Below are 21,286 nucleotides of genomic sequence, written 5' to 3'. Positions count from 1 at the left end.
CGGTACCCGCCCGGCCTGGAGGACATGCGGCTCAGATCGGGTACGCCGTGGGCCCGTCGGCGCGGTCGCGCAGCCAGTCCAGGGCGGACTCGGCGTGGCCGAGGATGGAGATGTGGCTGTCCCCGGCGTACTCCGTCAGCTCGGCGGCCGGGATGTGTGCGGCGAGCCAGCGGGCGTGGCTCGGCGGGATGATCCGGTCCAGACCGCCGTGCAGGAGCAGGGCCGGCGCGGTGGTCTCGGCGGGATCGCAGCGCCACGGCAGCAGGTAGGACACGTCGTCGTCGATCTGCCCGTACGGGCCGGCCTCGAGCGCCACCGGCCCGGCCACCTCACCCAGCCAGGACCAGGGACCGTCGAACAGCTTCAGGTCGACCGGTGCGAACTCCGGGTCGTATTCGACATCGGACCGCTCCAGCGCCGTCCGCGCCGCGCGCCCGGCTCGGGCCGCCTGCAACGCGGTCACCCCGGACGGGATCATCCCGGCGAACCAGTCCAGCCCCGGTACGCCGTACGGCGCGATCCCGGCCAGGCTGACCACCGCCTGCACCCGGTCGCCGAGCGTGGCCGCGCAGCCGAGCGCGTACGTGCCGCCGCCGGAGTGGCCCATCACGGTGAACCCTTCGAGGCCGAGCGTGTCGGCGACGTACTCGACGTCCCGCGCGACCGAGCTGACCGTCCGGCCGGGCGCGGCCGTCGAGCCGCCGTACCCGGGACGGTCGAAGGAGATCCAGCGCAGCCCGAGCCACTCGGACGCCTCGAACAACGGCTCCGGCGGCCGGCCGAGATTGGGTGTGCCGTGATGCCAGAAGACCGGGACGCGGCGGTCGTCGCCCGGGTGGGTGTCGTACACCCGCAGCGTGCGGCCGTCGGGCAACCGCAGGTCGGCCTGGTCCATCACTTCACGTCCTCCGATGTCGGTGCTCTTCGGACGGTACGTCGCAGCGACGGCCCGCGGCTCGACATTCGCCGTACAAATTGACCCTGACGCTGGGTCAACCATCCAGCATGAGGCCATGACGACCACCTGGACGATCCGCCACGATCGCGTCGCGATTCCGGTCTTTCGCGGCGGGCACGGCAGATCGCCGACCTCGTCCGCACAGCGTCCACGCCGTAGGAGACTGGTCCGGTGCTGACCATCGGTGAGCTGGCGTCGTACGCCGGGGTGACGATCCGCGCCGTGCGGCACTATCACGCCAAGGGCCTGCTGCCGGAGCCGGAACGCGACCATTCCGGCTATCGGCGGTACGACGCCGCGGCGGTGATCGAGCTGATCAAGATCCGTACGCTCGCCGAGGCCGGAGTCCCGCTGGCGCGGGTCCGCGAGCTTCTGCAGGCCGGCGAGGAGGAGTTCGCCGCGGCGGTGGCGGACATCGACCGCCGGCTGCGCGCCGAGATCGAGCAACGCGAGCGCCACCGGGAGCAGATCGCCCGCCTGGCCGCCGGCGACCACCTCGCGCTGCCGGCGGAGGTGGTCGACTATCTGGACCGCCTGCGGGAGCTCGCCGTCGACGAGCGAATCATCCGGACCGAGCGCGACGGCTGGATCCTCCTGGCCGCCCAGTTACCGCACCACATCGCGCGATTGGCAGCCCGCAAGCAGCAACAGCTCGCCGACCCGCAGCTGCTCGACTTCTTCCGAATCCTCGGCCACGCCCTCGACCGCAGCCCTGACGACCCGAAGCTGGTCGAGCTGGCCGACGACCTGTCCGCGTACCTCACCCAACTGGCCGACGCCCAGGGCGACCACTACGTCAACGACACCGACCTCGACCCGCCCCTGGTGACCCTGATGGACACCCTCGCCTTCGACACCGTCCCACCCGCCCGCCGCCTGATCGACCTCCTGCGCCAACGAGGCTGGACCGGCTGGACGGAACTGGAACGCGTGGATCCACCCCACCGCTCAGCCGTCGTGGACGACGGCCTGACGTAGCGGGGAACTCGGACCCAGGTCCTGATCCTGGATCGAACCTTCCTGAACCGGTCGTGTTCGGCCACGTCGCCGGTTAGCGGGGGACCGCGAGCACCGCCTGCAGGACGTCTTCGAGCGTGGTTTTGCTCAGCTCGGTCCGCACGGTGCACTCGATGCCGGCGTACACGTCTTGCAATGCGGGCTGGATGCCGTGGCCGATCACGCATCCTTCGTCGGGACTGGCCCGGTGCAAGGCGAACAGCGGTCCCGGTTCGATCGCGTCGTAGACGTCGAGCAGGGTCATCGAGGCGAGGTCGCGGGTCAGTGACCAGCCGGCGCCGGCGCCGCGGCGTGACTCGACCAGCCCGGCCTCGCGCAGTTCCCCGAGCAGGCGGCGGATCACGACCGGGTTCGTGTTCGCGCTGCCCGCGATCTGTTCCGAGGTGGCGACCTCGTGGCCCTGGCGCTGGTACAGGCCGATCCAGGCCAGCGTGTGCGCCGCGATGGTCAGCCTGCTGTTCGCGCTCACGGTCGCCAGGCTACGGCAGTTGGCGTCGTAATCAAATGTGTTACGTTGATCTGGATGTAACCATAATCGTTACGATTGAGGAGGTCTCGATGAGCAAGGCATTGGCGGGCAAGGTTGCGCTGGTCACCGGAGGATCCCGGGGGCTGGGTGCCTCGACGGTCCGGTTGCTGGCCGGGCAGGGCGCGGACGTCGCGTTCACCTACGTACGTTCCGTGGATCAGGCCCGAACCGTGGTCGACGAGGTGCAGGCGCTCGGGGCCAAGGCCGTCGCGTTCCAGGTCGACCACGCCGACACCAGCTCGGCGCCGGCGCTGATCGACCAGGTCGTCGCGGCGTACGGCGGACTCGACATCTTGGTGAACAACGCGGCGATCGGGGTCGAACAGGGCCGGACCGTCGACGACCCGGACGTGGACACCGCGGCCCTCGACCGGATGCACGCGGTCAACTACCTCGGCGTGATCGCCGTCGTCCGGGCCGCGGTCAAGGTGCTGCGCGACAACGGCCGGATCATCACCATCAGCTCCGGGCTCGGCTCCCGCGTCGGCGTCCCCGGTCTGGCCGACTACGCCGCGACCAAGTCCGGCATCGAGCGCTACACCCTCGGCGTCGCCCGCGACCTCGGTCCGCGCGGCATCACCGCGAACGTCGTCGAGGCCGGGCTGATGGAGACCGGCATGAATCCGGATCTCGAGGTACTGAAGCCGCTGCTCGCCAGCCTGTCCATTCAGCGCATGGGCCACCCCGACGAGATCGCCGCCGCCATCGGCTTCCTCGCCGGCCCCACCGCGAGCTACGTCACCGGCGCCGTGCTCGACGCCCACGGCGGCTACAACGCCTGACGCCACCCCGGGCGATCACCGGCGCGGAACCGCGGCGGCGCGCCGAGGATTCGACGAGCTCGGCATTTCGGCCGGAATGTCGAGGTCCGTGCACGGCCTCCGACCTGTGCTGCGAGGATCCGTTCACCGAAAGGACCGGCCATGAAATACATGCTGCTCATTCACAGCAATCCGATCACCTGGGGTCATCCCTCGTTCCTGCACACCGAGCAAGGCCGCGCGCTGTCCGCGAAGGCGCGCAAGGCGCTGACCGCCCAGCTGGAAGGGCTGCTCGCCGAGCTGTCCGCGAGCGGCGAGCTGGTGATGGCCGAACCGCTCGAGGCGCCGTCGCGGACCAAGGTCGTGCGGGTCCGCGACGGCGTCCGGGCCACGACGGACGGCCCGTACTCGGAGTCGAAGGAGCAGCTCGCCGGTGTCTTCGTCGTCGACGTCGCCACGCCTGAACGCGCCGAGGACATCGCCGCGTCCATCCCCGAGGCGCAGTTCTTCGCCGTCGAGCTGCGCCCGATCGCGGTGGACGACTGACGGCAGCGCGGGAGCCGGCCGCTGAGGGCCGGCTCCCGCTTCGCCGCTACTGGCCGAGCGGGCGGTTGAGGACCGAGATCCGGTCGGACAGCTCGAGCCGCAGCTGGTTGTCGACCGAGGTCAGAGCGCCGGCCCGGGCGGACCGGTGGTCACCGAGGTGCCGGTCGACCGGCCCGCGGACCGGGTACACCTTGGTCTCACCCGGCAACGGCACCGACGGGCACAGGCTGTTGTCGCTCTTCGACCCGTACAGCAGATAGGTGTTGACCACACCGTCCACGCACGGATTGCCTTGCATTCCGTACTGCCCGTGGAAGGCCGCGTCGTCCACTCGGAGCACATCGACGCCACGCGCCTTCCGCACGCCGTTCATCGCCTGCTCGTACGACGTCTGCGGGTCGAACTCGCCCTGCACCACCAGCATGTTGTCCCGGACGGCCTTCGGCAGCTCGGGCAACGTCTGCTCGGGCTCGTCCGACCACGGCCCGCAGACCTCGCCGAGGCCATACTGCCAGCCGAACAACGGGTACTTCGGGCCCTGCAGGTCGCTCAACGTCTTGTACCAGCGCGTCGACTTCGTCGGCTGGTCGCCACAGGCCACGGCGAACCGCGTGATCGGTAGCTGCTCGTAGTCCGGCTCGGCCTGGCCGAGGTTCGCCTTCGTCACCGCGGCGGTGGTCAGATTCGCCACCGGTACGCCGAATCGTTGCCGCGACACCGCATCCGCTTGCGCCCGCAGCCCGGCCGGCAGCGCGGCCAGCTTCTGCGTCCCGGCCTGGTCGCCCTCGATCACCATCGACAGCACCAGGGCGGCGACCACCCAGCTGAGCGTGCTGCCGTTGCCGATCAGCAGCGAGTCGTAGGAGTCCGGGTCGATCCCGAGCTTGACCGCCTTGCCCCGGCCATCCTCGATCGCCGCCGCGGCCTGCTGCGGCGTGCTGCCGAACACGTCGGGCAGGGTGCGATTCAGCCAGGGCAGATAAACGTCCTCGGCGTGCCGCTGGCCCATCCGGGGGAAGTCCTCGAAGTCGGCCTGCAGCCGGCCCTGGAAGTCGACGCTCGAGTCGAGCACCATCCGGCCGGCGTTGTCCGGGAACAACGAGGCGTACTTGGCGCCCAGCCAGGTGCCGTAGGAGTAGCCGACGTAGTTCAGTTTAGTTGCCCCCAGCAACTGCCGGAGCAGGTCCATGTCATGGCTGGTCTGCCAGGTGGTGATGTACGGCGCCTCCGCCACGCTCTGGCAGGCCTCGGCCACCACCTTCGGGACCTGCTGGTGCGCGGCGATGCTCGCCCGCGACCGGTCGCGGGCATCGAGCGGTCCCTGGGGCAGCCGGCCGGTCGGCACCTGGCAGGTGATGCCGAGCCCGGCCTGCCCCTTCGCACCCTGCTGGCCGGTTCCCCGCGGATCCATGCCGAGGACGTCGTACTGGGCGTTCAGCGAGGGCTGCAGCTTGGCCAGGTCGGCGGCCAGCCCGGTGCCCTGACCGCCCGGCCCACCCGGGTTGGTCAGCACGATGCCCTGGTACTTGTCCTTGGGCCCGGTCGCGGCCACCCGGCTGACCGACACCTTCAGGTCCTTGCCGGCCTCGGGATGCGCCCAGTCCCGGGGAACCGTCAGCTGCGCGCACTGCGTGGGCACCTCGGCCTCGAACGGGCAGGCACCCCAGGCGAGCTTCTGCCCGGTGTACCGGGACAGATCCGGTCCGGTGGCACTGGCGGAGATTTGCGGAATCACTACGGCGAGCAACGAGATCGACGTCGCGACGGCGAGTCCTGCTCGAAGGCGTTTCATACTCGGCCTTTCCTCACGATGAATGGAGCGGTACGTCGAACGTAGGTGCGCAGGTCACCGCCTCGGCACGGCCGAACGGCCGGATCACTCGCCCCACCTCGTCCTTTTGGCCAGGGGCCAAGACCAGCCGTCGGGCCGACGTGCGGGAGCCGCCGGGTTGGCATGCTGGGACCATGACGACTTCGCGGCCCTCCTCGCGCCACCGTCGCGCGCCGCTGGTGGCGGAGATCGTCGCGCTCGCTCTGCTGACAGCGGCCGACCAGACGATCACCCTGCTGCACCCGTCGCCGCCCTCGGACGGCCTGCTGGCCGTTCCCCTGTCGGGAATCACACCCGCGATCGGGATCGGTGCCGCAGCCATCGCCGTACTGCGCCGCCGCTTCGGCCGGGTCGAGCTGCTGACCGTGGTGGTCGCCGCAGCGTCGCTGGTGGTCAGCGCAGGGAGCGGACTGGCCGCACTCGCCGGTACGCCGGTGCAGGCGCAGTCAGCGCTGACGGAGGCGCTCGCACTGGCTCTTCTGTGCGGAGCTGTCTGCCACCAACGTCCGGTGCGGTCCGTCGCACCGCTGGTGGTGCTCGTCGGCGTCGCCACGACGGTGGCCGCGCCCCTGCGCTTCGGGTTCGACTCGTCCTGGGCTCTGCTGGCCGTGCCCGCCGCACTGCTCTGGGGTGGCAGCGTGGCGACCGGTCTGATCCTGCGCGACGCCGACAGCCGGTACGACGCGCAGCTGGCCAAGGCGCGCGAGTCCGAGCGGCTCGCGCTGGCACGGGAACTGCACGACTTCGTCGCCCATCACGTCACCGGCATCGTCGTGCTCGCCCAAGGTGCTCGGGTCGCCGCCGCGCGCCGCGAGGAGGACGCCGGTGTCTACACCGAGATGGAGCGAGCTGGTGGGGAGGCGCTGAGCGCGATGCGGCGCCTCGTCGGCATGCTGCGGACCGAGAACGCCGGCGAGACGGCCGGCACCGAGCCGAGCCTGCTCGCCGAGCTGACCCTGCTCACCGAGCTCGAAGAGGCCTGCGGCAACGATCCGCGGGTCGAGCTGACCGCACCGGCCGAGCTCGGGCAGCTGTCGTTGCCCAGGGCCCTGGTCGTCGCGGCACACCGGATCGTGCTGGAGGCGGTCACCAACGCCCGCCGGTACGCCGTACCGGGGACGCCGATCACGGTGTCGGCGCGGCTTCGGCGCAAGGGGTTCACCGCCGCGCTGGAGCTCGAGGTCGGCAACGACGTGGCGGCGGATGCCGTCCGCGGCGACGGGTACGGGCTGGTGGGCATGGCCGAACGGGCGCAGGCCGTGGGCGGTACGTTGTCGTCCGGTGCCACCGACGGCCGCCGCTGGCGGGTGCACGCCACGCTGCCGGTCGACCCGGCCCCCGAGCAGTTGTTCCGGTGAAGGAGACGAGCGTGCCCGTACGGGTCCTGCTGGCCGACGACCAGGCGATGGTCCGGACCGGCTTCCGGCTGATCCTCGACGCCGAGCCCGACGTCGAGGTGATCGCCGAGGCCGCCGACGGCGAGGAAGCCGTCCGGCTGGCCCGCGAGCTGCGTCCCGACGTCATCCTGATGGACGTCCGGATGCCGCTGATCGACGGCCTGCAGGCGACCAGGCTGCTGGCCGGTCCCGGCGTCGCCGACCCGCTGCGGGTGGTCGTCGTGACCACCTACGACGTCGACGAGAACGTGTACGCCGCGCTACGCGCCGGGGCGTGCGGATTCCTGGTCAAGGACGCCGGGCCGCGGCTGCTGGTCGAGGCGGTCCGCGCCGCCGCCGACGGGGAGTCGATGGTCTCGCCGTCGGTCACCGCCCGGCTGCTCGAACGGTTCACCCAGGCGGCCGCGCCGGTGGCTGCTGCGGCCCACCCACTGACCGAACGGGAGGCCGACGTCGTCCGCGCGGTGGCGCGCGGCCGGATGAACAGCGAGATCACCGAGGAACTGACGCTGTCACTCTCGACCGTCAAGTCGCACCTGGCCAGCGCCCAGCGCAAGCTCGGACTGCGCAACCGCACCGAGCTCGCCGTCTGGGCCTGGGAGAACCGCCTCGTCGGCTGACCCGCGCCGGGCCCGGACCACGACGGTTCGCGCCACCAGGTCCCCGACCCGCTGCCGGTACGGCGTACTGCACATCACCACGAGGCCGGCCAGTCCCCAGAACAGGCCGTCCACGACCCAGAGCAGGTACCGGACGAAGAACTGCTTCCAGCTCGGCAGGGTGCCTTCCATCGTCACGACACGCAGGCCGAGCGCCGCCATGCCGAGCGTCCGGCCGCCGGTACGCCGGGGGAGCAGGAGCTCGTTCACCGCCTGGAGCACGATGATCGAGCCGATGTAGGTGCCGACGGCGACGTACAGGACCCACCGGCCGTGGCCGCCCGCCTTGACGACCACGATCAGCGTGGCGACGGCGACCAGCACGGACACCACCATCACGGCCAGCAGGTCGAGCAGCCACTGCGCACAGCGTCGGGGGACGACCCGGGTCGCCTCGCGGGTGAGTGCGGTCACGCCCGGCATCATTCCATCGGAAGGTGGCGCTCAGACCGGCGGCGCGACCAGGCGGGCGTGGTTGTCGCGGGTGGCCAGGGCCGGGTCGAGGGCGCCGAGCGCGAGCCAGGTGGCGCCGCCGACCCCGTCCCGGGCGGTCAGCACCTCACCGTGGAAGTGGTCCCGGATGCTCTGCCGCAGCAACCGGCCCACCGGCGACGACTCGCCCGCGACACTCCCGGCGAGCACCAGCGGACCGTTGTCCGACGTTGTCCGCAGCCGGCCGACGGTTTCTGTGAGCAGTTCGGCTGCGCGTTTCACCAGCGCCTGCGCCGTCTCGTCGTCGCGGTCGTAGGCCGCCACCACCGTCCGGGCCAGTTCGGCCAGCAGGACCGGCGGACGTGAGTTCACGGTGCGAATCAGGTCGTCACGCAGCCGGTCGTAGCCCTCACGCTCGGCGACAAGACCTTCCTGGCGATCGGGCAGCACGGCCTGGACGACGGCCTCGCCGAGGCCACCGATCGGCTCGCCCAGGTCGAGTGCGCGCAACACACTGCGCATCGCTTCGCGGCCCAGCCAGAAGCCCGAGCCGTCGTCGCCGAGCAGCCAGCCGTGCCCGTCGGCGGTCCGGACCAGCCGGTGATCGCGGACCAGGCCGGCCGCGCTCCCGGTGCCCGCGATCAGCACGGCGCCGTCCGCCTCCGGCGTACCGGAGGCGAAGGCGACCTCCAGGTCGCCGATGTAGCCGGGCTTGCAAATCAGTCCGGCACCCGACCAGGCGGCGTCGAACTGGGCCGCGACCTCGGGTTTGGTCAGCGCCGACCCGCCGGCCGCGCCGATCACGGCGGACCTGACCGCGGCCGGATCCAGTCCGGTGAGCGCTTGCCGGACGGCCTGCCCGAAGTTCGCCGCGGCACTCGCGGGGTGGCTGGTCGGATTTCCGCCCGCGGCCGCCCCGCGACCGACTACCTTGCCTTCCATGTCCGCGATCACGATCCGGGTGGAGGTCCCGCCGAGGTCGCCGCCCAGGACCAGTGTGGTGTCAGGTCGCAGGACCACTGCGTCCTGTGGTTCCGCGAGGGCGCGATCGAGGGACATAGGCGGTGCTCCAAACTGCTCAATCAGAGCCGTAAATGGACAATAACGTGCAAGGTCACGCAACGGTCCCGATCTGGAGGGAAGAGTGGAATGAGCCTTGACTTTAGCTGCCAGGTGAGAAAAGTTCTGTCCAGCAAACCGCAAACTTGCGCACTTGTCGGCACCAGGAGTGTCGCGGCGAACACATTAGTCGAGGGGTGGGCCCTGTGATGGCCAGTACGACGGACGGCAGCACGGGCGCGCACGCGGGGAGTGGAACGAACCCCGGTGGCGTCAGTGCGCAGTCGTATGTTCACACCCTGACGCCCATCCTGGCCGCTGTCACCGAGCAGATCGACGGTCCGATCCAGGACGCCGCCGAACTGTTCGTCACCTCGCTGCGCAACAACGGCGTGATCCAGGCCTTCGGGTCCGGACACTCCGAGGCGCTGGCGATGGAGATCGCCGGCCGCGCCGGCGGCCTGATCGCGACCAACCGGCTCGCGCTGCGCGACCTGGTGCTGATCGGCGGCGAGCCGGTCGAACTGCTGCGCAGTGGAGAGCTCGAGCGCGACCCCTCGATCTCGCGCCGGCTGTACGAGCTGAGCGCCGCGCAGGAGCACGACGTGTTCGTGATCGCGTCCAACTCCGGCGTCAACGGCTCGATCGTCGAACTGGCGAGCGTCGTCAAGGAGCACGGCCACCCGCTGATCGCGATCACCTCGCTGCAGCACACCGCCGGGGTCGACTCCCGTCACCCGTCGGGCAAGAAGCTGATCGACTTCGCCGACGTGGTGCTCGACAACCACGCGCCGTACGGCGACTCGGTGCTCGACATGCCGGGATTCGGCAAAGTCTGCGCCGTGTCGTCCATCACCGCCGCGCTGATCGCGCAGATGCTGGTCGCAGAGGTTCTGCGCCGGTTCAGCGAAGCCGGCCAGACACCTCCGGTCTACCTGTCCGCGAACATTCCCGGCGGCGACGACCACAACCACGCCCTGGAAGCAAAGTACGCCGGCCGGATCCGTCGTACTGCCTGAAACACTCTCGGAAGGCGGGACCATGACCACTCCCAACAACCTGTCGCGGCGGCTGTTCCTGCAGCGCGCGGCGGTCGGCACCCTGATGGCGGCCGGCGGCAGCACGCTGGCGGCCTGCGCCAGTGGTGGTAGCGAGGACGACGCGGGCAGCGGCGGCGGCGGCGCGGAAAAGACGAACGAGAACCCGTTCGGGGTCAAAGAGGCCGACCCGCTGGACGTCGTGATCTTCAAGGGCGGCTACGGCGACGACTACGCCAAGGCGCACGAGGAGCTGTACAAGAAGAAGTTCCCGGCCGCGGAGATCAAGCACGCCGGTATCACCGACATCACCCCGCAGCTGCAGCCGCGCTTCAACGGCGGCAACCCGCCGGACGTGATCGACAACTCCGGCGCCTCGCTGCTGCCGATGTCGACGCTGGCCAGCACCGGCCAGCTGGCCGACCTGACCGAGCTGTTCGACGCGCCGTCGATCGACGACCCGAACAAGAAGGTCCGCGACACCGTCGAGCCGATCACGCTCGAGGCCGCGATGCTCGAGGGCAAGCCGCTGGTCCTGGACTACGTCCTGACCGTGTATGCGCTCTGGTACAACAAGAAGCTGTTCGCCGAGAAGGGCTGGCAGCCGGCCAAGACCTGGACCGAGTTCCTCGCGCTGTGCGAGGAGATCAAGAAGGCCGGCATCGCGCCGCTGGCCCACCAGGGCAAGCACCCGTACTACATCGGCCAGATCCTGCTGGACATGGCCGTCAAGCACGGTGGCCAGGAAGTCATCAAGGCGATCGACTCGCTCGAGCCGAACGCCTGGAAGCACCCCTCGATCAAGCTCGCCGCCGAGGCGCTGCTCGAGCTCAAGGGCAAGGGCTACATGATGCAGGGCACCGAGGGCCTGGACCACATCCAGTCCCAGACGGCCTGGAACCAGGGCAAGGCGGCCTTCATCCCCAGCGGTTCGTGGCTGGAGAACGAGCAGAAGCCGGTGGCGCCGAAGGACTTCGAGACCACCGCGACCTTCACCCCGCTGCTGGACGGCGCGAAGCTGCCGGTCGACTGCACCGAGATCAGCGCCGGTGAGAACTTCATCGTGCCGAGCAAGGCCAAGAACCGCGCCGGCGGTCTGGAGTACCTGCGGATCATGCTGTCGAAGGAGGCCGCGGGCAAGTTCACCGAGATGACCGGGTCGCCGACGGTGGTCAAGGGCGCGGCCGAGGGCAAGAAGCTCAGCCCCGGTGCGGCCTCGGCCAGCGCGCTGCTCACCAGCGGCGGCACGAACAACTGGGTGACCTACTTCGCCACCTGGTACTCGACGATGGACAAGCCGATCCGTAACGTGTATGGCGAGCTGGCGGCCGCCCGGGTCACCGCCGACGAGTTCTGCAACCGCGCGCAGAAGGTCGCCGACGACACCGCCAAGGACCCCAAGACCAAGAAGCAGACTCGCAGCTGAGCCGAGTTCCCTCCGCCCCCTGCTCTGAAGGAGAGAGATGCGGCACGGCAGTTATCGTTTCGTCGCGAGCTTCCTCGCGTTGCCACTGGCGTTGTATGCGATCTTCGTGATCTCACCGTTCGTCCAGGCGTTCTACTACTCGCTGACCGACTGGACCGGCATTTCACCGAAGTTCGAGTTCGTCGGACTGGAGAACTTCCAGACCCTGGCGCGCGACGCGGTGTTCCGCCAGGCGCTCGGGCACAACGTGATCCTGCTGATCGGCGTGCCGCTGTTCACCATCTTCCTCGCGCTGGTCTTCGCCTACCTGCTGAACGTCGGCGGGAAGGCGAACAGCGCGGGGGTGCAGGGGGTGCGGGGGAACGGCTTCTACAAGCTGGCCTTCTTCCTGCCCCAGGTGCTGTCGGTCCCGGTCATCGCGGTGATCTGGTCGGTGGTGATGACCTCGACCGACACCGGCCTGCTGAACAGCGTCACGAACAAGCTGGGGCTGGGCACCTCGCAGTACCTGGCCAGTCCCAAGATCGCGCTGTACTGCGTGATGTGGGTGCTGATCTGGGGCAGCGTCGGGTTCTACCTGGTGCTGTTCAACGCGGCGATGTCCGGCATTCCGAAGGACATCTTCGAGGCCGCGATCATCGACGGCGCCGGCCGGTTCGCGACCTTCTCCCGGATCACCCTGCCGTTGCTGTGGGACACCATCCAGACGGCCTGGGTCTACCTGGCCATCCTGGCGCTGGACGCCTACGCCCTGGTCGCGGTGATGACGGCCGGGCCGGGTGGACCGGACAACTCCACCCAGGTGATGGGTCTGCAGATCGCCGACAACGGGTTCCAGTACGGCCGGGCCGGCTACGCCTCGGCGATGGGTGTCGTGCTGTTCTTCCTGACGCTGCTGATCGCCGCCGTGATGCTGCGGGCCACCCGCCGCGACCGGATCGAATACTGAGGGGCCTGAGATGACTTTGCAGATCGATGTCGAGGGCACCCGCTCCGAGCCGGCCCCGAAGATCACGCCGGCCGGGTCGAGCGACCGGTCGTTCAGCCCGGTCAACGTCTTCTCGCACACGGTGCTGATCGCCTGGAGCATCCTGGTCGTCGTACCGTTCGTCTGGTCGCTGATCGCGTCGCTGAAGAGCACCGGCGAGATCTTCGGTGACAACCCGTGGGCGTTGCCCAAGGAGCTGCTGTTCAGCAACTTCTCCAAGGCCTGGGACAAGGGCGTCGGCGACTACCTGCTGAACAGTGGTGTGGTGGTCGTCGGCGGCGTGTTCGGCACCATGCTGTTCGGCTCGATGGTGGCCTACGTGCTGGCCCGCTACGAGTTCCCGGGCAACCGGTTCATCTACTACCTGTTCGCGGCCGGGATGATGTTCCCGACCTTCCTGGCGATCGTGCCGCTGTTCTTCGTGGTCAAGGGCTTCGGCATGGTGTCGACGTACCAGGGCCTGATCCTGGTCTACATCGCCTACTCGCTGCCGTTCACGGTGTTTTTCATGCACGCGTTCTTCCGGACCCTGCCGACCTCGATCGCCGAGGCCGCGCTGGTCGACGGCGCCGGGCACGCGACCACGTTCTTCCGGGTGATGCTGCCGATGGCCAAGCCCGGCCTGATCAGCGTCGGCATCTTCAACGTGCTCGGCCAGTGGAACCAGTTCGTGCTGCCGTCGTTCCTGTCCCCGGAGAAGCCGGTGCTGTCGCAGGGCATCGCGACACTGCTCGGCAGTCAGCGGTACGAGAACGACTGGGGCACGCTGTTCGCGGCGCTGACCATCGCGATGGTGCCGGTGGTTGTCGTCTACCTGATCTTCTACCGCCAGGTCCAGGCGGGCCTGACCGGCGCGACGCTGAAGTGACGACCGCCTCGATCAGCTAGCCTGCGGGCGTGCTGAAGCGGCGTACGGTTCTGCAGGGCGCTCTGGCGAGCGCCCTGCTTGCCGGTTGTTCCGACGACGAAAAACCCGCAGGCCCGGCGCGGACCAAGGACAACCCGTTCGGCGTCGTCGCGGACCGGCCGCTGGAAGTCGTCGTCTCCGAGGAGTTCGGCGGCTTCGGCGCCCCGCAGTACCGGGCCAAGCACGCGCAGGCGGCGGTCACCGTGACGCCGACGAAGCAACTGCGCGATCTGCTGCAGTCGCGGTTCGCCGCGGGCAGCCCGCCGGACGTCGTACTGAACACCGGCGCCAAGGCGCTCACCGTGAGCCGGCTGGTCGCCGACGGGCACCTGACCGATCTCGGGCCGTTGCTCAACGCCCCCTCCTGGGAGAACAAGGACGCACCCGTCAAGGACGTCGTCCTGCCCGGCCTGCTCGACTCCGGCCGGTACGACGGCACGCTGCGCTCGCTGAACTACCTGGTCGACGTCTACGGCCTCTGGTACTCCGCCCGGCTCTTCCAGCAGCGCGACTGGGACGTGCCCCGGACCTGGCCCGAGCTGCTCGCGCTGGGCGCGGAGATGAAGGCGGCCGGCCTCGGCCCGTTCACGTACGCCGGAGTGCATCCGTACTACGTCTTCGAGGCGGTGATGACGCTCGCGGTGAAAACCGGCGGGCACGACGTCGCCAAGCGGATCGACAATCTCGAGGACGGCGCCTGGAAGGACCCGAGCGTCACCCGGGCGATCACGGCGTTCGGGGAACTGGCGCGGCGCGGGCTGATCGCGACCGGCAGCGCCGAGCTCGACCACACCGGCTCGCAGACCCGGCTGATCCAGTCCAAGGCCGGGCTGCTGCCGTGCGGGAACTGGCTGGAGAACGAGATGAAGCCGGTGATCCCGGACGGCTTCGGGCTGACGATGTTCGGGCTGCCGCCGCTGGACGGGTCGCCGGCGTTGCCGCGCGGGGTGCACGTGACGCCGACCGCGCCGCTGCTGGTGCCGGCCAAGGGGCCGAACGAGCCGGGCGGAGTCGAGTACCTGCGGGCGATGCTGTCCAAGGAGGTCGCCGGGCAGGTGACCAGACAGACGAACCGGCTGACCGTCGTACGAGGGGCTGCTGACGGACAGGAGCTCGGTACGGCGCTCCGGTCGGCGCGGGACCTGCTGACCGCGGCGGGGGACCAGGCGATCGGGTGGTACTTCGCGGACTGGTACCCGGAGCTGGGCAAGGCAGCCGGGCAGCTGACCGGGCAGTTCCTGGCCGGAGCGTTCCGGGCGGACGAGTGGACCGCGCGGATCCAGGCGGCGGCCGACCGGGTCAAGCAGGACGAGAAGGTCACCAAGTACCACCGCGACTGAGCCGCCTCGTAAGGTAAGGGCAACCTAAGTTCTCTGCCCTTCCCTGTGAGGTCCCGATGCGCTCCCTCCTCCGGCCGCTCGCACTGGCGGTCGCCGTCCCGTTGTTCGCCCTCACCGCCTGCGGCTCCGGCGACTCCACCGAACCCGCCGCCGGTGGCGGATCGGCCGGCTCCGAGACCGGGGCGTTCCCGGTGTCGATCGAGAACAAGTTCGGCACCGCCGAGATCAAGCAGGCGCCGCAGCGCGTCGTCTCGGTCGGCCTGGTCGAGCAGGACGCGCTGCTCGCGCTGGACGTCGTACCGGTGGGCACGACCGAGTGGTTCGGGGAGAAGCCCGGCGCGCTGTTCCCGTGGGCCAAGGACAAGCTCGGCGACCGGGCGCTGCCGACGGTGCTGAAGGACAAGGACGGGATCCAGTTCGAGCAGATCGCCGCGCTGCGGCCGGACCTGATCGTGGGGCTGTACTCCGGCATCACGGCCGCCGACTACCAGAAGCTCAGCGCGATCGCGCCGACCGTGGCGCAGCCGGCCGGCGTACCGGACTACGGGGTGAGCTGGCAGGAGGTCGCCCGCACGGTCGGCCAGGCGGTCGGCAAGCCGAAGCAGGCCGACGAGCTGGTGAAGGGCATCGAGCAGCGGTTCGCCACGGTCCGCGCCGAGCACCCGGAGTTCCAGGGCAAGCCGGCGCTGATGGCGACGCCGTACGAGGGCTACTTCGTCTACGGCAGCCAGGACCCGCGCTCGCGGCTGCTGACCGATCTGGGCTTCAGCCTGCCCAGCGGCCTGGACGCCCAGATCGGCGACAAGTTCGGCGCCAACATCAGCGCGGAGCGGATCAAGCTGCTCGACCAGCAGGCGCTGGTCTGGTTCCCCACCAAGGGCGGCACCAGCAAGCTTCAGAACGATCCGCTCTACAAGAACCTGCCGGTGCGCACCCAGGGCCGCGACGTCTTCGTCGAGGAGAACTACGACGACCCGCTGTACGGCGCCACCAGCTTCGTCTCGGTGCTCAGCCTGCCGATCGTGCTGGACCAGCTGGTCCCGAAGCTGAAGGCCGCCGTCGACGGCGACCCCGCCACCACGGCCTAGACCCAGACGACCTCGTCGAGAAAGTTCTCGACAGCGGTAGCGACCTGACCCAGCACCGCGGCGGACGCGGCGAGCCGGCCCGGGACGAACATCCCGTGGTCGGCTCCCTCCACCTCCAGCACGTGCGGCGTCAACCGCCGCGCGACGTCGCCGTCCCACAGCCGGTCTTCGGTCCCGCCCACTAGCAGGAACGGCGCGCGGGATCGCTCCAGCGCCTCGACGACCTGCCGGTACTGCAGCAACGGCGTCAGCCACACCGCCGGATGTCCCCGCTCGGCCGCCAGCGCCGCCGCGTGGGTGCCCAGCGACTTCCCCACGAACAACAGTCCCGACCCTGCCACTCCCACCGGGAGATGCGGCGACACCTGTCCGATCACCCAGGCCTCGAGCTCCGCCTCGGACAACGCCACGGCGTCCTCCCGCCGCTGCCAGTCCACCGGCCGTACGGCTGCTCCTCGCCGCTCAGCGGCTTGGCCCGCGAACATCAGCAACGGAGCCTGCGGCCCGTACTCCCCACCAGGGACGATCACAGCGTGCCGAGAAGTCATACCCGCGACCCTACGACGCCGCAGGGCTCCGGACCGGCCTGCTCCCGGCCAGGCTCCACGGGGTCATAGTTTTGTTCCTATGAGCAATCCGACACCGTCCCGGGTGCGGAACCGGTCGGGGTCGCTGGCAGAATCGGGGTATGTCAGCAGCCGTCCTCGACCTCACCCGTGTGCCGGCAGGTGGCCCCTCGGGGTGCCCGGCCGGGTCGTTCCCGCAGGTTCGCCTGCCCGGTGCCCCGGCGTACCGGACCGTCCCGGCGCCGGGACGGTAGGCGCGGATGGCGACGATCGGTGTCGCGATTCCGATCGCCGAACCCTACGGCTCGGAGCTGCAGAAGTACCGGGCCGACTTCGGCGACCCGATGGCCTCCTCGATCCCGACGCACGTGACGCTGCTGCCGCCGACCGAGGTGGCCGACGAGGACCTGCCGCGGATCGACGAGCACCTGCTCGAGCTGGCCGCGCGGTTCCCGAGCTTCCGGATCCGCCTGCGCGGCACCGCGACGTTCCGGCCGATCTCGCCGGTGGTGTTCGTCACGCTGGCCGAGGGCATCTCGTCGTGTGAGGTGCTGCAGTCACAGGTCCGCTCCGGTCCGCTGGACGTCCAGCTGCGGTTCCCCTACCACCCGCACGTCACGGTGGCGCACGACCTCGACAAGGAGTCCCTGGACCGCGCCTACGACACGCTCGCGGACTACGACTGCTCCTTCGACGTCTCCGCGTTCAGCCGGTACGAGCACGGCGCCGACGGTGTCTGGCGTCCGCAGCGCGCCTTCCCGCTGAAGGGCTGATCCACCTGCCAGGCTGATGCCTCGGGCGGGCGCTACGAGCTCGCGGTCGGGGTACAGGAGAGCCATGGGCGTGAAGGAACGGGGCAAGGCGATCTGGGCGCGGTTCAGCCGCACGCAGCTGTGGCGAGCCTGGAAACGGTACGGCGACCGGCGCGGCAACCGGTTGGCCGGGGCAACGAGCTTTTTCGGCTTCCTGTCGATGTTCCCGCTGATCGTGCTGGCCGCGGCCGTCGTCGGCGCGTTGCTGCCGCCGTCGGCGATCGACGTGATGAAAAAGGCGCTCGCGACGAACCTGCCCGGCATCGGCGACAAGATCGACATCGACGCGCTGATCGCGAACGCCGGCACCATCGGACTGATTTCCGCGGTCTCGCTGCTGCTCACCGGCCTGGGCTGGATCGACTCGTTGCGCGCCTCGATCCGGTCGATGCACGAGCTGGACGATCAGCCAGGCAACGCGGTGAAGCTGAAGCTGATCGACCTGGGCGCGCTGATCGGCCTCGGCCTGATCGGCGTCCTGGCCACCGCCGCCTCCTCGTTGCTGACCAGCCTGTCGGAGAACATCGTCGGCTGGGTCGACCTGGACGGCACCTGGCTGGCGAACTGGGGCCTGGACGCGATCGGCGTCGTGGTCGGCATCGCGGCCGGCGCGGTGCTGTTCCTGTACCTGCAGACCGCGATGCCGCGGATCATCCTGCCCCGCAAGGTCGCGCTGATCGCGGCGCTGGCCGGAGGCATCGTCTTCTACGCCGCCCAGCAGCTCGGCAGCGTGTACGTCAACAACGTGATCGGCAGCAACGCGGCGTACGGCGCACTGGCGCTGCCGCTGGCGTTGCTGGTCTGGATCTACCTGATGACCCGGGTGATCATGCTGATCGCGGCCTGGACCAAGGAAGCCACGCTCGACTACCGCTGGCACACCGGCGAGGCCGAGGAAGCCGCGCGGGCCGCGATGCCGTTCGAGACCGAGCAGCCGGTGTACCGCCGCCGGAGCAACGGCTCGACCAACCCCGAGCCCGACGAGAACGGTCTGCTGCCCGGTCCGCCCGGTAAGAAGTTCAAGGTCGTGCCGATCCCGGCGCGGAAGGCCGACACGGTCGCCGTGGCCGCGGGCGCGCTGCTCGGCGTCACCGCGACGGCCATCACGGTCCAGTTGGGCCGAGCCGCGCGGTCGCTGCGCCGCTAGCGTGACGGCGACAGCCATCGCCGTGCAGCTGGGCCGAGCCGCGCGGTCGCTGCGCCGCTAGCGTGACGGCGACAGCCATCGCCGTGCAGCTGAGCCGGGCGACCCGTTCGCTGCGCCGTTGACGTCCGGCGGTTGGGCCTCGTCAGTGGCGTCTGGCCCGGCTGCTGTTCTTGCGGCTGTGCACGCGCAGCGCTCTGGGGCGGCGCAGGAACAGCGCCAGCAGCAGGAACAGCGGCGCGGCGTACGCCCAGGCGGGGATCCGGAAGACCAGGGACTGGACGGCCTGGCCGGGCGCCAGCACGGTGCGGCTGCGCTTCGGCAGCGGCGTACCGGCGGCTGACTTCTTCGACACGTTGGGCCCGGTCTTGGTCACGGCCGGTTTGACCAGGGTGCCGACCGGGGTGAGCGCCGTGTAGTTGCGGAAGGACCAGTCGAGCAGCTTGGTGGCGTCCTCGGTGATGCCGTGGGGGGAATTCATCAGCGTGACGACCAGCGTGTGGCCGTTGCGGCGCGCGGCGCCGATGAACGTGTTGCGGGCCAAGGTCGTGTAGCCGGTCTTGATCCCGAGCGCGCCGTCGTAGTTGAACAGCAGTTTGTTCTGGTTCGCGACCTGGTACGTGCCCGCCTTCGCGAGCGGGAAGTTCGTGTACTTCGTCGCCGCGTACTTCGCGAAGTCCGGCCGGGCCAGCCCCGCCCGCGCGAACAGCGCCAGGTCGTACGCGCTGGACACCTGCCCGTCCGCGTCGAGCCCGGTCGGATCCGTCACGTGCGTGTCGAGCGCGCCGATCTCCGCGGCCAACTTGTTCATCCGGTCGATGGTCGCGGGGATGCCGCCCTGGTCGTGCTCGGCCAGGGCGTGCACGGCGTCGTTGCCCGAGGCCAGGAACATGCCCTGGAACAGCAGGTCCACCGAGTACCGCAGGCCCGGGTACACGCCGACCTTGCTGCCGATGATGCCGGCGTCCCGGTCCGACCCGACGACGATGTCCTTCTTGTTCAGCCGCGGCAGCAGGACCAGCGCGGTGAGCGTCTTCAACGTGCTCGCCGGCCGCAGCTTCGCGTGCGGAGCCTTGGCGGCCAGCACCGTGCCGGTGTCGATGTCCGCGACGACGAAGGCGGCGGCCTGCACCGCCGGCGGTGTCGCCCCGGCGGCGACGACCGTCGAGTCCGCGGTCATGCGGACACCGCCGACCGGACTCCGCGAGTCCAGATCGGCGGCGGTCGCTGTGAGCGGCCCGGCCACCAGCATCACGGTGGTCGCGCACGCCGTCAGGAGCACACGCATCGGCGGCACTCTAGACACAACTCGGTCCCGGAGTCACGCGCACTTCCGGCCGCGGCCACTCCCTGCCAGCCCGGGGACTGGATTTCGTCAGGCCCGGTACGCCGTCCACAGGTTGCTGATCCGGGTGCTCTGGCCCGGCGTGAACTGGTTGTAGCAGGAGTCGTAGGAGTAGTCCATGTAGTTGTGGATCGGGTCCAGGCCGGGCAGCGAGCAGGAGTCCCGGCCGGTCGGGCAGCCGCTGCTCGCGCTGCCCTGAGCGGGAGTGTCGGCGACGGAGTCGTTCGTGCTCGTGCAGCCGCCCTGGAAGGTGTGGTACAGCCCGAACCAGTGCCCGGCCTCGTGGGTCGCGGTCTTGCCGAGGTTGAAGTTCGTCGACGAGCCGCCGGGCAGCGAGCTGTACTGCACCCGGATCCCGTCGATGCTCGGGTTGCTCGCACAGTCCCAGGGGAACGTGGCGATGCCGAGGTGACCCGGTGTTCGCCGCCGCACTGGACTCGCCACCGGCGAGGTTCTGGTTCAGCTCGGCGATCTGCTGGCTGATCTGCGTGGCCGTCACGTCACCGGCACCGTGCTGCTGCGCATGACGTGGATGTAGACCGGCACACTCGCCGCGGCCAGCGTGCCGGGCGCCGGAGCCAGCCCACGCGCCCGCTTGGCCGCGACCCGGCAACTTCGCGCTGGCCTGACACCGAGCGGACTGAACGCGAGCGCCGTACCAGCCACCAGTACGGCGAACGCGCGGGGACGCTCGACGAAAGATCGCATACCGCGCTCCTCCAGAACGGGCCGCTTGGGCGGTGCGGCCGAATGTTTTTCAGCACGGTTCCGGGCGTCACCAAGACCCACCAGTGCCACGGCAGTACTGCGCCGGACGAGCTGGCGAAACACGAACCAAGGCCAGCTGACCGCTTCCGGACATCGACCCGATTTCTCTTATAGATAAGCGCTTTCCGGCCCGGAACTGTCGGTGCTCTCCTGGAGACTGTTCTCCATGGGCCTTTGCGACGAGCGACCGATCTGGTCGATGAGCGGCAGCGAGATGCTGTCGGCGCTCGACGCTGTCCAAGCCCAGATCGCCCACCTGCAGACCTACCGCCTGCAGCTCCTGGCTGCCCTGGACGCCAACGGTCACGCCGCCGATGTGGGTGCCCGAGACACCGTCCAGCTCATCGCGCTACGGCACCGCCTGGATCCCACCGAGGTCCGCCGCGACCTCCGCCTGGCCACCGCATTGCCGAAGTACCCCGAGGTCGAGGCGGCCCTCCAGGTAACCGCACCGAGCACCACTGATCCGGCGGACCCCGCCGATGCCTCCCTCACGCCCGAGGCCGTGACCCCAGGCTCTGCTGTTGCCAGGCACCTAGTGCTGCATCCCGGCCAGGCGGAGGCGATCGTCACCGCTCTGGAACGAATCCCCACCACCGCGATGGTCCCGGTCGCCGACCTCCAAGTCGCCGAACGCGCAATGGTCCGCGCCGCTCAACTACTGTCGCCGGCCGAA

22 protein-coding genes and 1 pseudogene are annotated in these 21,286 nt (G+C 69.7%); 14 read left to right on the top strand and 9 right to left on the bottom strand.

Features of this window, described 5'->3' with window-relative positions; translation table 11 throughout:
- Positions 1-31: 31 nt before the first annotated feature.
- Positions 32-895 carry an alpha/beta fold hydrolase gene (locus tag BWI15_RS01495; protein WP_077012439.1) on the bottom strand — a complete coding sequence of 288 codons (864 nt, stop codon included), beginning with the start codon at positions 893-895 and terminating at the stop codon, positions 32-34.
- Positions 896-1,129: 234 nt separating this feature from the next.
- On the opposite strand from BWI15_RS01495, the gene BWI15_RS01490 reads away from it, so the two are divergent.
- Complete coding sequence (locus BWI15_RS01490; protein ID WP_077012438.1) at positions 1,130-1,936, top strand: MerR family transcriptional regulator; 807 nt, start codon at positions 1,130-1,132, stop codon at positions 1,934-1,936.
- Positions 1,937-2,009: 73 nt separating this feature from the next.
- On the opposite strand, the gene BWI15_RS01485 is transcribed toward BWI15_RS01490, so the two are convergent.
- Positions 2,010-2,444 (bottom strand): Rrf2 family transcriptional regulator, encoded by a 435-nt coding sequence (locus BWI15_RS01485; protein ID WP_077012437.1) that lies wholly within the window; start codon positions 2,442-2,444, stop codon positions 2,010-2,012.
- A gap of 89 nt (positions 2,445-2,533) precedes the next feature.
- Between BWI15_RS01485 and BWI15_RS01480 the strand changes: the two genes are divergently transcribed.
- Positions 2,534-3,286, top strand: a complete 753-nt coding sequence (locus BWI15_RS01480; RefSeq protein WP_077012436.1) for an SDR family NAD(P)-dependent oxidoreductase — start codon at positions 2,534-2,536, stop codon at positions 3,284-3,286.
- A 141-nt stretch (positions 3,287-3,427) separates the two neighbouring features.
- A complete protein-coding gene (locus BWI15_RS01475) occupies positions 3,428-3,811 on the top strand; it encodes a YciI family protein (RefSeq protein WP_077012435.1) in 384 nt (127 codons plus the stop codon).
- A 46-nt stretch (positions 3,812-3,857) separates the two neighbouring features.
- Here the strand turns inward: BWI15_RS01475 and BWI15_RS01470 are convergent, their stop codons facing one another.
- Positions 3,858-5,603, bottom strand: a complete 1,746-nt coding sequence (locus BWI15_RS01470; RefSeq protein WP_077012434.1) for an alpha/beta fold hydrolase — start codon at positions 5,601-5,603, stop codon at positions 3,858-3,860.
- Positions 5,604-5,776: 173 nt separating this feature from the next.
- On the opposite strand from BWI15_RS01470, the gene BWI15_RS01465 reads away from it, so the two are divergent.
- Positions 5,777-7,000, top strand: coding sequence for a sensor histidine kinase (locus BWI15_RS01465; protein ID WP_077012433.1), 1,224 nt, complete (start codon positions 5,777-5,779; stop codon positions 6,998-7,000).
- 11 nt (positions 7,001-7,011) lie between these two features.
- A complete protein-coding gene (locus tag BWI15_RS01460) occupies positions 7,012-7,659 on the top strand; it encodes a response regulator (protein WP_077012432.1) in 648 nt (215 codons plus the stop codon).
- On the opposite strand, the gene BWI15_RS01455 is transcribed toward BWI15_RS01460, so the two are convergent.
- Both BWI15_RS01455 and BWI15_RS01450 read right to left on the bottom strand, forming a co-directional pair.
- Positions 7,552-8,112 (bottom strand): RDD family protein, encoded by a 561-nt coding sequence (locus BWI15_RS01455; RefSeq protein WP_077012431.1) that lies wholly within the window; start codon positions 8,110-8,112, stop codon positions 7,552-7,554. The genes BWI15_RS01460 and BWI15_RS01455 overlap by 108 nt on opposite strands.
- A 30-nt stretch (positions 8,113-8,142) precedes the next feature.
- Complete coding sequence (locus BWI15_RS01450) at positions 8,143-9,189, bottom strand: N-acetylglucosamine kinase (RefSeq protein WP_077012430.1); 1,047 nt, start codon at positions 9,187-9,189, stop codon at positions 8,143-8,145.
- Positions 9,190-9,398: 209 nt separating this feature from the next.
- On the opposite strand from BWI15_RS01450, the gene BWI15_RS01445 reads away from it, so the two are divergent.
- From BWI15_RS01445 to BWI15_RS01420, 6 genes are read left to right on the top strand one after another with little or no spacing between them, the layout of a single operon-like run.
- The gene (locus BWI15_RS01445; RefSeq protein ID WP_077012429.1) at positions 9,399-10,208 is read left to right on the top strand and encodes a sugar isomerase domain-containing protein; all 810 of its coding nucleotides are present in this window, start codon (positions 9,399-9,401) and stop codon (positions 10,206-10,208) included.
- Positions 10,209-10,230: 22 nt separating this feature from the next.
- A complete protein-coding gene (gene ngcE, locus BWI15_RS01440; protein ID WP_077012428.1) occupies positions 10,231-11,652 on the top strand; it encodes an N-acetylglucosamine/diacetylchitobiose ABC transporter substrate-binding protein in 1,422 nt (473 codons plus the stop codon).
- Between the two features lie 37 nt (positions 11,653-11,689).
- Positions 11,690-12,601, top strand: coding sequence for a carbohydrate ABC transporter permease (locus BWI15_RS01435; RefSeq protein WP_077012427.1), 912 nt, complete (start codon positions 11,690-11,692; stop codon positions 12,599-12,601).
- Positions 12,602-12,611: 10 nt separating this feature from the next.
- Complete coding sequence (locus BWI15_RS01430) at positions 12,612-13,508, top strand: carbohydrate ABC transporter permease (protein WP_077012426.1); 897 nt, start codon at positions 12,612-12,614, stop codon at positions 13,506-13,508.
- A 29-nt stretch (positions 13,509-13,537) separates the two neighbouring features.
- Complete coding sequence (gene ngcE, locus BWI15_RS01425; RefSeq protein ID WP_077012425.1) at positions 13,538-14,887, top strand: N-acetylglucosamine/diacetylchitobiose ABC transporter substrate-binding protein; 1,350 nt, start codon at positions 13,538-13,540, stop codon at positions 14,885-14,887.
- Between the two features lie 56 nt (positions 14,888-14,943).
- Complete coding sequence (locus BWI15_RS01420) at positions 14,944-15,975, top strand: iron-siderophore ABC transporter substrate-binding protein (protein ID WP_077012424.1); 1,032 nt, start codon at positions 14,944-14,946, stop codon at positions 15,973-15,975.
- Here the strand turns inward: BWI15_RS01420 and BWI15_RS01415 are convergent.
- The gene (locus BWI15_RS01415; protein ID WP_077012423.1) at positions 15,972-16,523 is read right to left on the bottom strand and encodes an alpha/beta hydrolase; all 552 of its coding nucleotides are present in this window, start codon (positions 16,521-16,523) and stop codon (positions 15,972-15,974) included. The two genes, BWI15_RS01420 and BWI15_RS01415, sit on opposite strands and share 4 nt — an antisense overlap.
- Before the next feature lie 278 nt (positions 16,524-16,801).
- On the opposite strand from BWI15_RS01415, the gene BWI15_RS01410 reads away from it, so the two are divergent.
- Both BWI15_RS01410 and BWI15_RS01405 read left to right on the top strand, forming a co-directional pair.
- A complete protein-coding gene (locus tag BWI15_RS01410) occupies positions 16,802-17,314 on the top strand; it encodes a 2'-5' RNA ligase family protein (protein WP_077012422.1) in 513 nt (170 codons plus the stop codon).
- Positions 17,315-17,378: 64 nt separating this feature from the next.
- On the top strand, positions 17,379-18,500 hold the full coding sequence (locus BWI15_RS01405) for a YihY/virulence factor BrkB family protein (RefSeq protein ID WP_077012421.1): 1,122 nt from the start codon (positions 17,379-17,381) through the stop codon (positions 18,498-18,500).
- A 142-nt stretch (positions 18,501-18,642) separates the two neighbouring features.
- Here BWI15_RS01405 and BWI15_RS01400 read toward each other — a convergent pair whose 3' ends face one another.
- The 3 genes from BWI15_RS01400 to BWI15_RS39975 form a co-directional block, all read right to left on the bottom strand.
- On the bottom strand, positions 18,643-19,785 hold the full coding sequence (locus BWI15_RS01400; protein WP_077012420.1) for a D-alanyl-D-alanine carboxypeptidase family protein: 1,143 nt from the start codon (positions 19,783-19,785) through the stop codon (positions 18,643-18,645).
- Positions 19,786-19,872: 87 nt separating this feature from the next.
- Positions 19,873-20,286, bottom strand: coding sequence for a zinc metalloprotease (locus BWI15_RS39980; protein WP_237771080.1), 414 nt, complete (start codon positions 20,284-20,286; stop codon positions 19,873-19,875).
- 51 nt (positions 20,287-20,337) lie between these two features.
- Positions 20,338-20,550, bottom strand: coding sequence for a hypothetical protein (locus BWI15_RS39975; RefSeq protein WP_237771079.1), 213 nt, complete (start codon positions 20,548-20,550; stop codon positions 20,338-20,340).
- A gap of 226 nt (positions 20,551-20,776) precedes the next feature.
- Between BWI15_RS39975 and BWI15_RS01390 the strand changes: the two are divergent.
- Positions 20,777-21,286, top strand: a pseudogene (locus BWI15_RS01390) (hypothetical protein); the annotation flags it as partial.

This window comes from Kribbella sp. ALI-6-A, assembly GCF_001984195.1.
Lineage (GTDB): Bacteria > Actinomycetota > Actinomycetes > Propionibacteriales > Kribbellaceae > Kribbella.
The sequence above is the reverse complement of the archived record's forward strand: the minus strand, read 5'-3'. Positions and strand labels throughout refer to the sequence as shown.

What these genes read in the sequence shown, in the direction of transcription:
- BWI15_RS01495 (WP_077012439.1), bottom strand. Translation starts at nt 895, where the DNA reads ATGGACCAGGCCGACCTGCGGTTGCCCGACGGCCGCACGCTGCGGGTG.
- BWI15_RS01480 (WP_077012436.1), top strand. Translation starts at nt 2,534, where the DNA reads ATGAGCAAGGCATTGGCGGGCAAGGTTGCGCTGGTCACCGGAGGATCC.
- BWI15_RS01475 (WP_077012435.1), top strand. Translation starts at nt 3,428, where the DNA reads ATGAAATACATGCTGCTCATTCACAGCAATCCGATCACCTGGGGTCAT.
- BWI15_RS01470 (WP_077012434.1), bottom strand. Translation starts at nt 5,603, where the DNA reads ATGAAACGCCTTCGAGCAGGACTCGCCGTCGCGACGTCGATCTCGTTG.
- BWI15_RS01465 (WP_077012433.1), top strand. Translation starts at nt 5,777, where the DNA reads ATGACGACTTCGCGGCCCTCCTCGCGCCACCGTCGCGCGCCGCTGGTG.
- BWI15_RS01450 (WP_077012430.1), bottom strand. Translation starts at nt 9,189, where the DNA reads ATGTCCCTCGATCGCGCCCTCGCGGAACCACAGGACGCAGTGGTCCTG.
- BWI15_RS01445 (WP_077012429.1), top strand. Translation starts at nt 9,399, where the DNA reads ATGGCCAGTACGACGGACGGCAGCACGGGCGCGCACGCGGGGAGTGGA.
- ngcE (WP_077012428.1), top strand. Translation starts at nt 10,231, where the DNA reads ATGACCACTCCCAACAACCTGTCGCGGCGGCTGTTCCTGCAGCGCGCG.
- BWI15_RS01435 (WP_077012427.1), top strand. Translation starts at nt 11,690, where the DNA reads ATGCGGCACGGCAGTTATCGTTTCGTCGCGAGCTTCCTCGCGTTGCCA.
- BWI15_RS01430 (WP_077012426.1), top strand. Translation starts at nt 12,612, where the DNA reads ATGACTTTGCAGATCGATGTCGAGGGCACCCGCTCCGAGCCGGCCCCG.
- BWI15_RS01420 (WP_077012424.1), top strand. Translation starts at nt 14,944, where the DNA reads ATGCGCTCCCTCCTCCGGCCGCTCGCACTGGCGGTCGCCGTCCCGTTG.
- BWI15_RS01415 (WP_077012423.1), bottom strand. Translation starts at nt 16,523, where the DNA reads ATGACTTCTCGGCACGCTGTGATCGTCCCTGGTGGGGAGTACGGGCCG.
- BWI15_RS01410 (WP_077012422.1), top strand. Translation starts at nt 16,802, where the DNA reads ATGGCGACGATCGGTGTCGCGATTCCGATCGCCGAACCCTACGGCTCG.
- BWI15_RS01405 (WP_077012421.1), top strand. Translation starts at nt 17,379, where the DNA reads ATGGGCGTGAAGGAACGGGGCAAGGCGATCTGGGCGCGGTTCAGCCGC.
- BWI15_RS01400 (WP_077012420.1), bottom strand. Translation starts at nt 19,785, where the DNA reads ATGCGTGTGCTCCTGACGGCGTGCGCGACCACCGTGATGCTGGTGGCC.
- BWI15_RS39975 (WP_237771079.1), bottom strand. Translation starts at nt 20,550, where the DNA reads ATGCGATCTTTCGTCGAGCGTCCCCGCGCGTTCGCCGTACTGGTGGCT.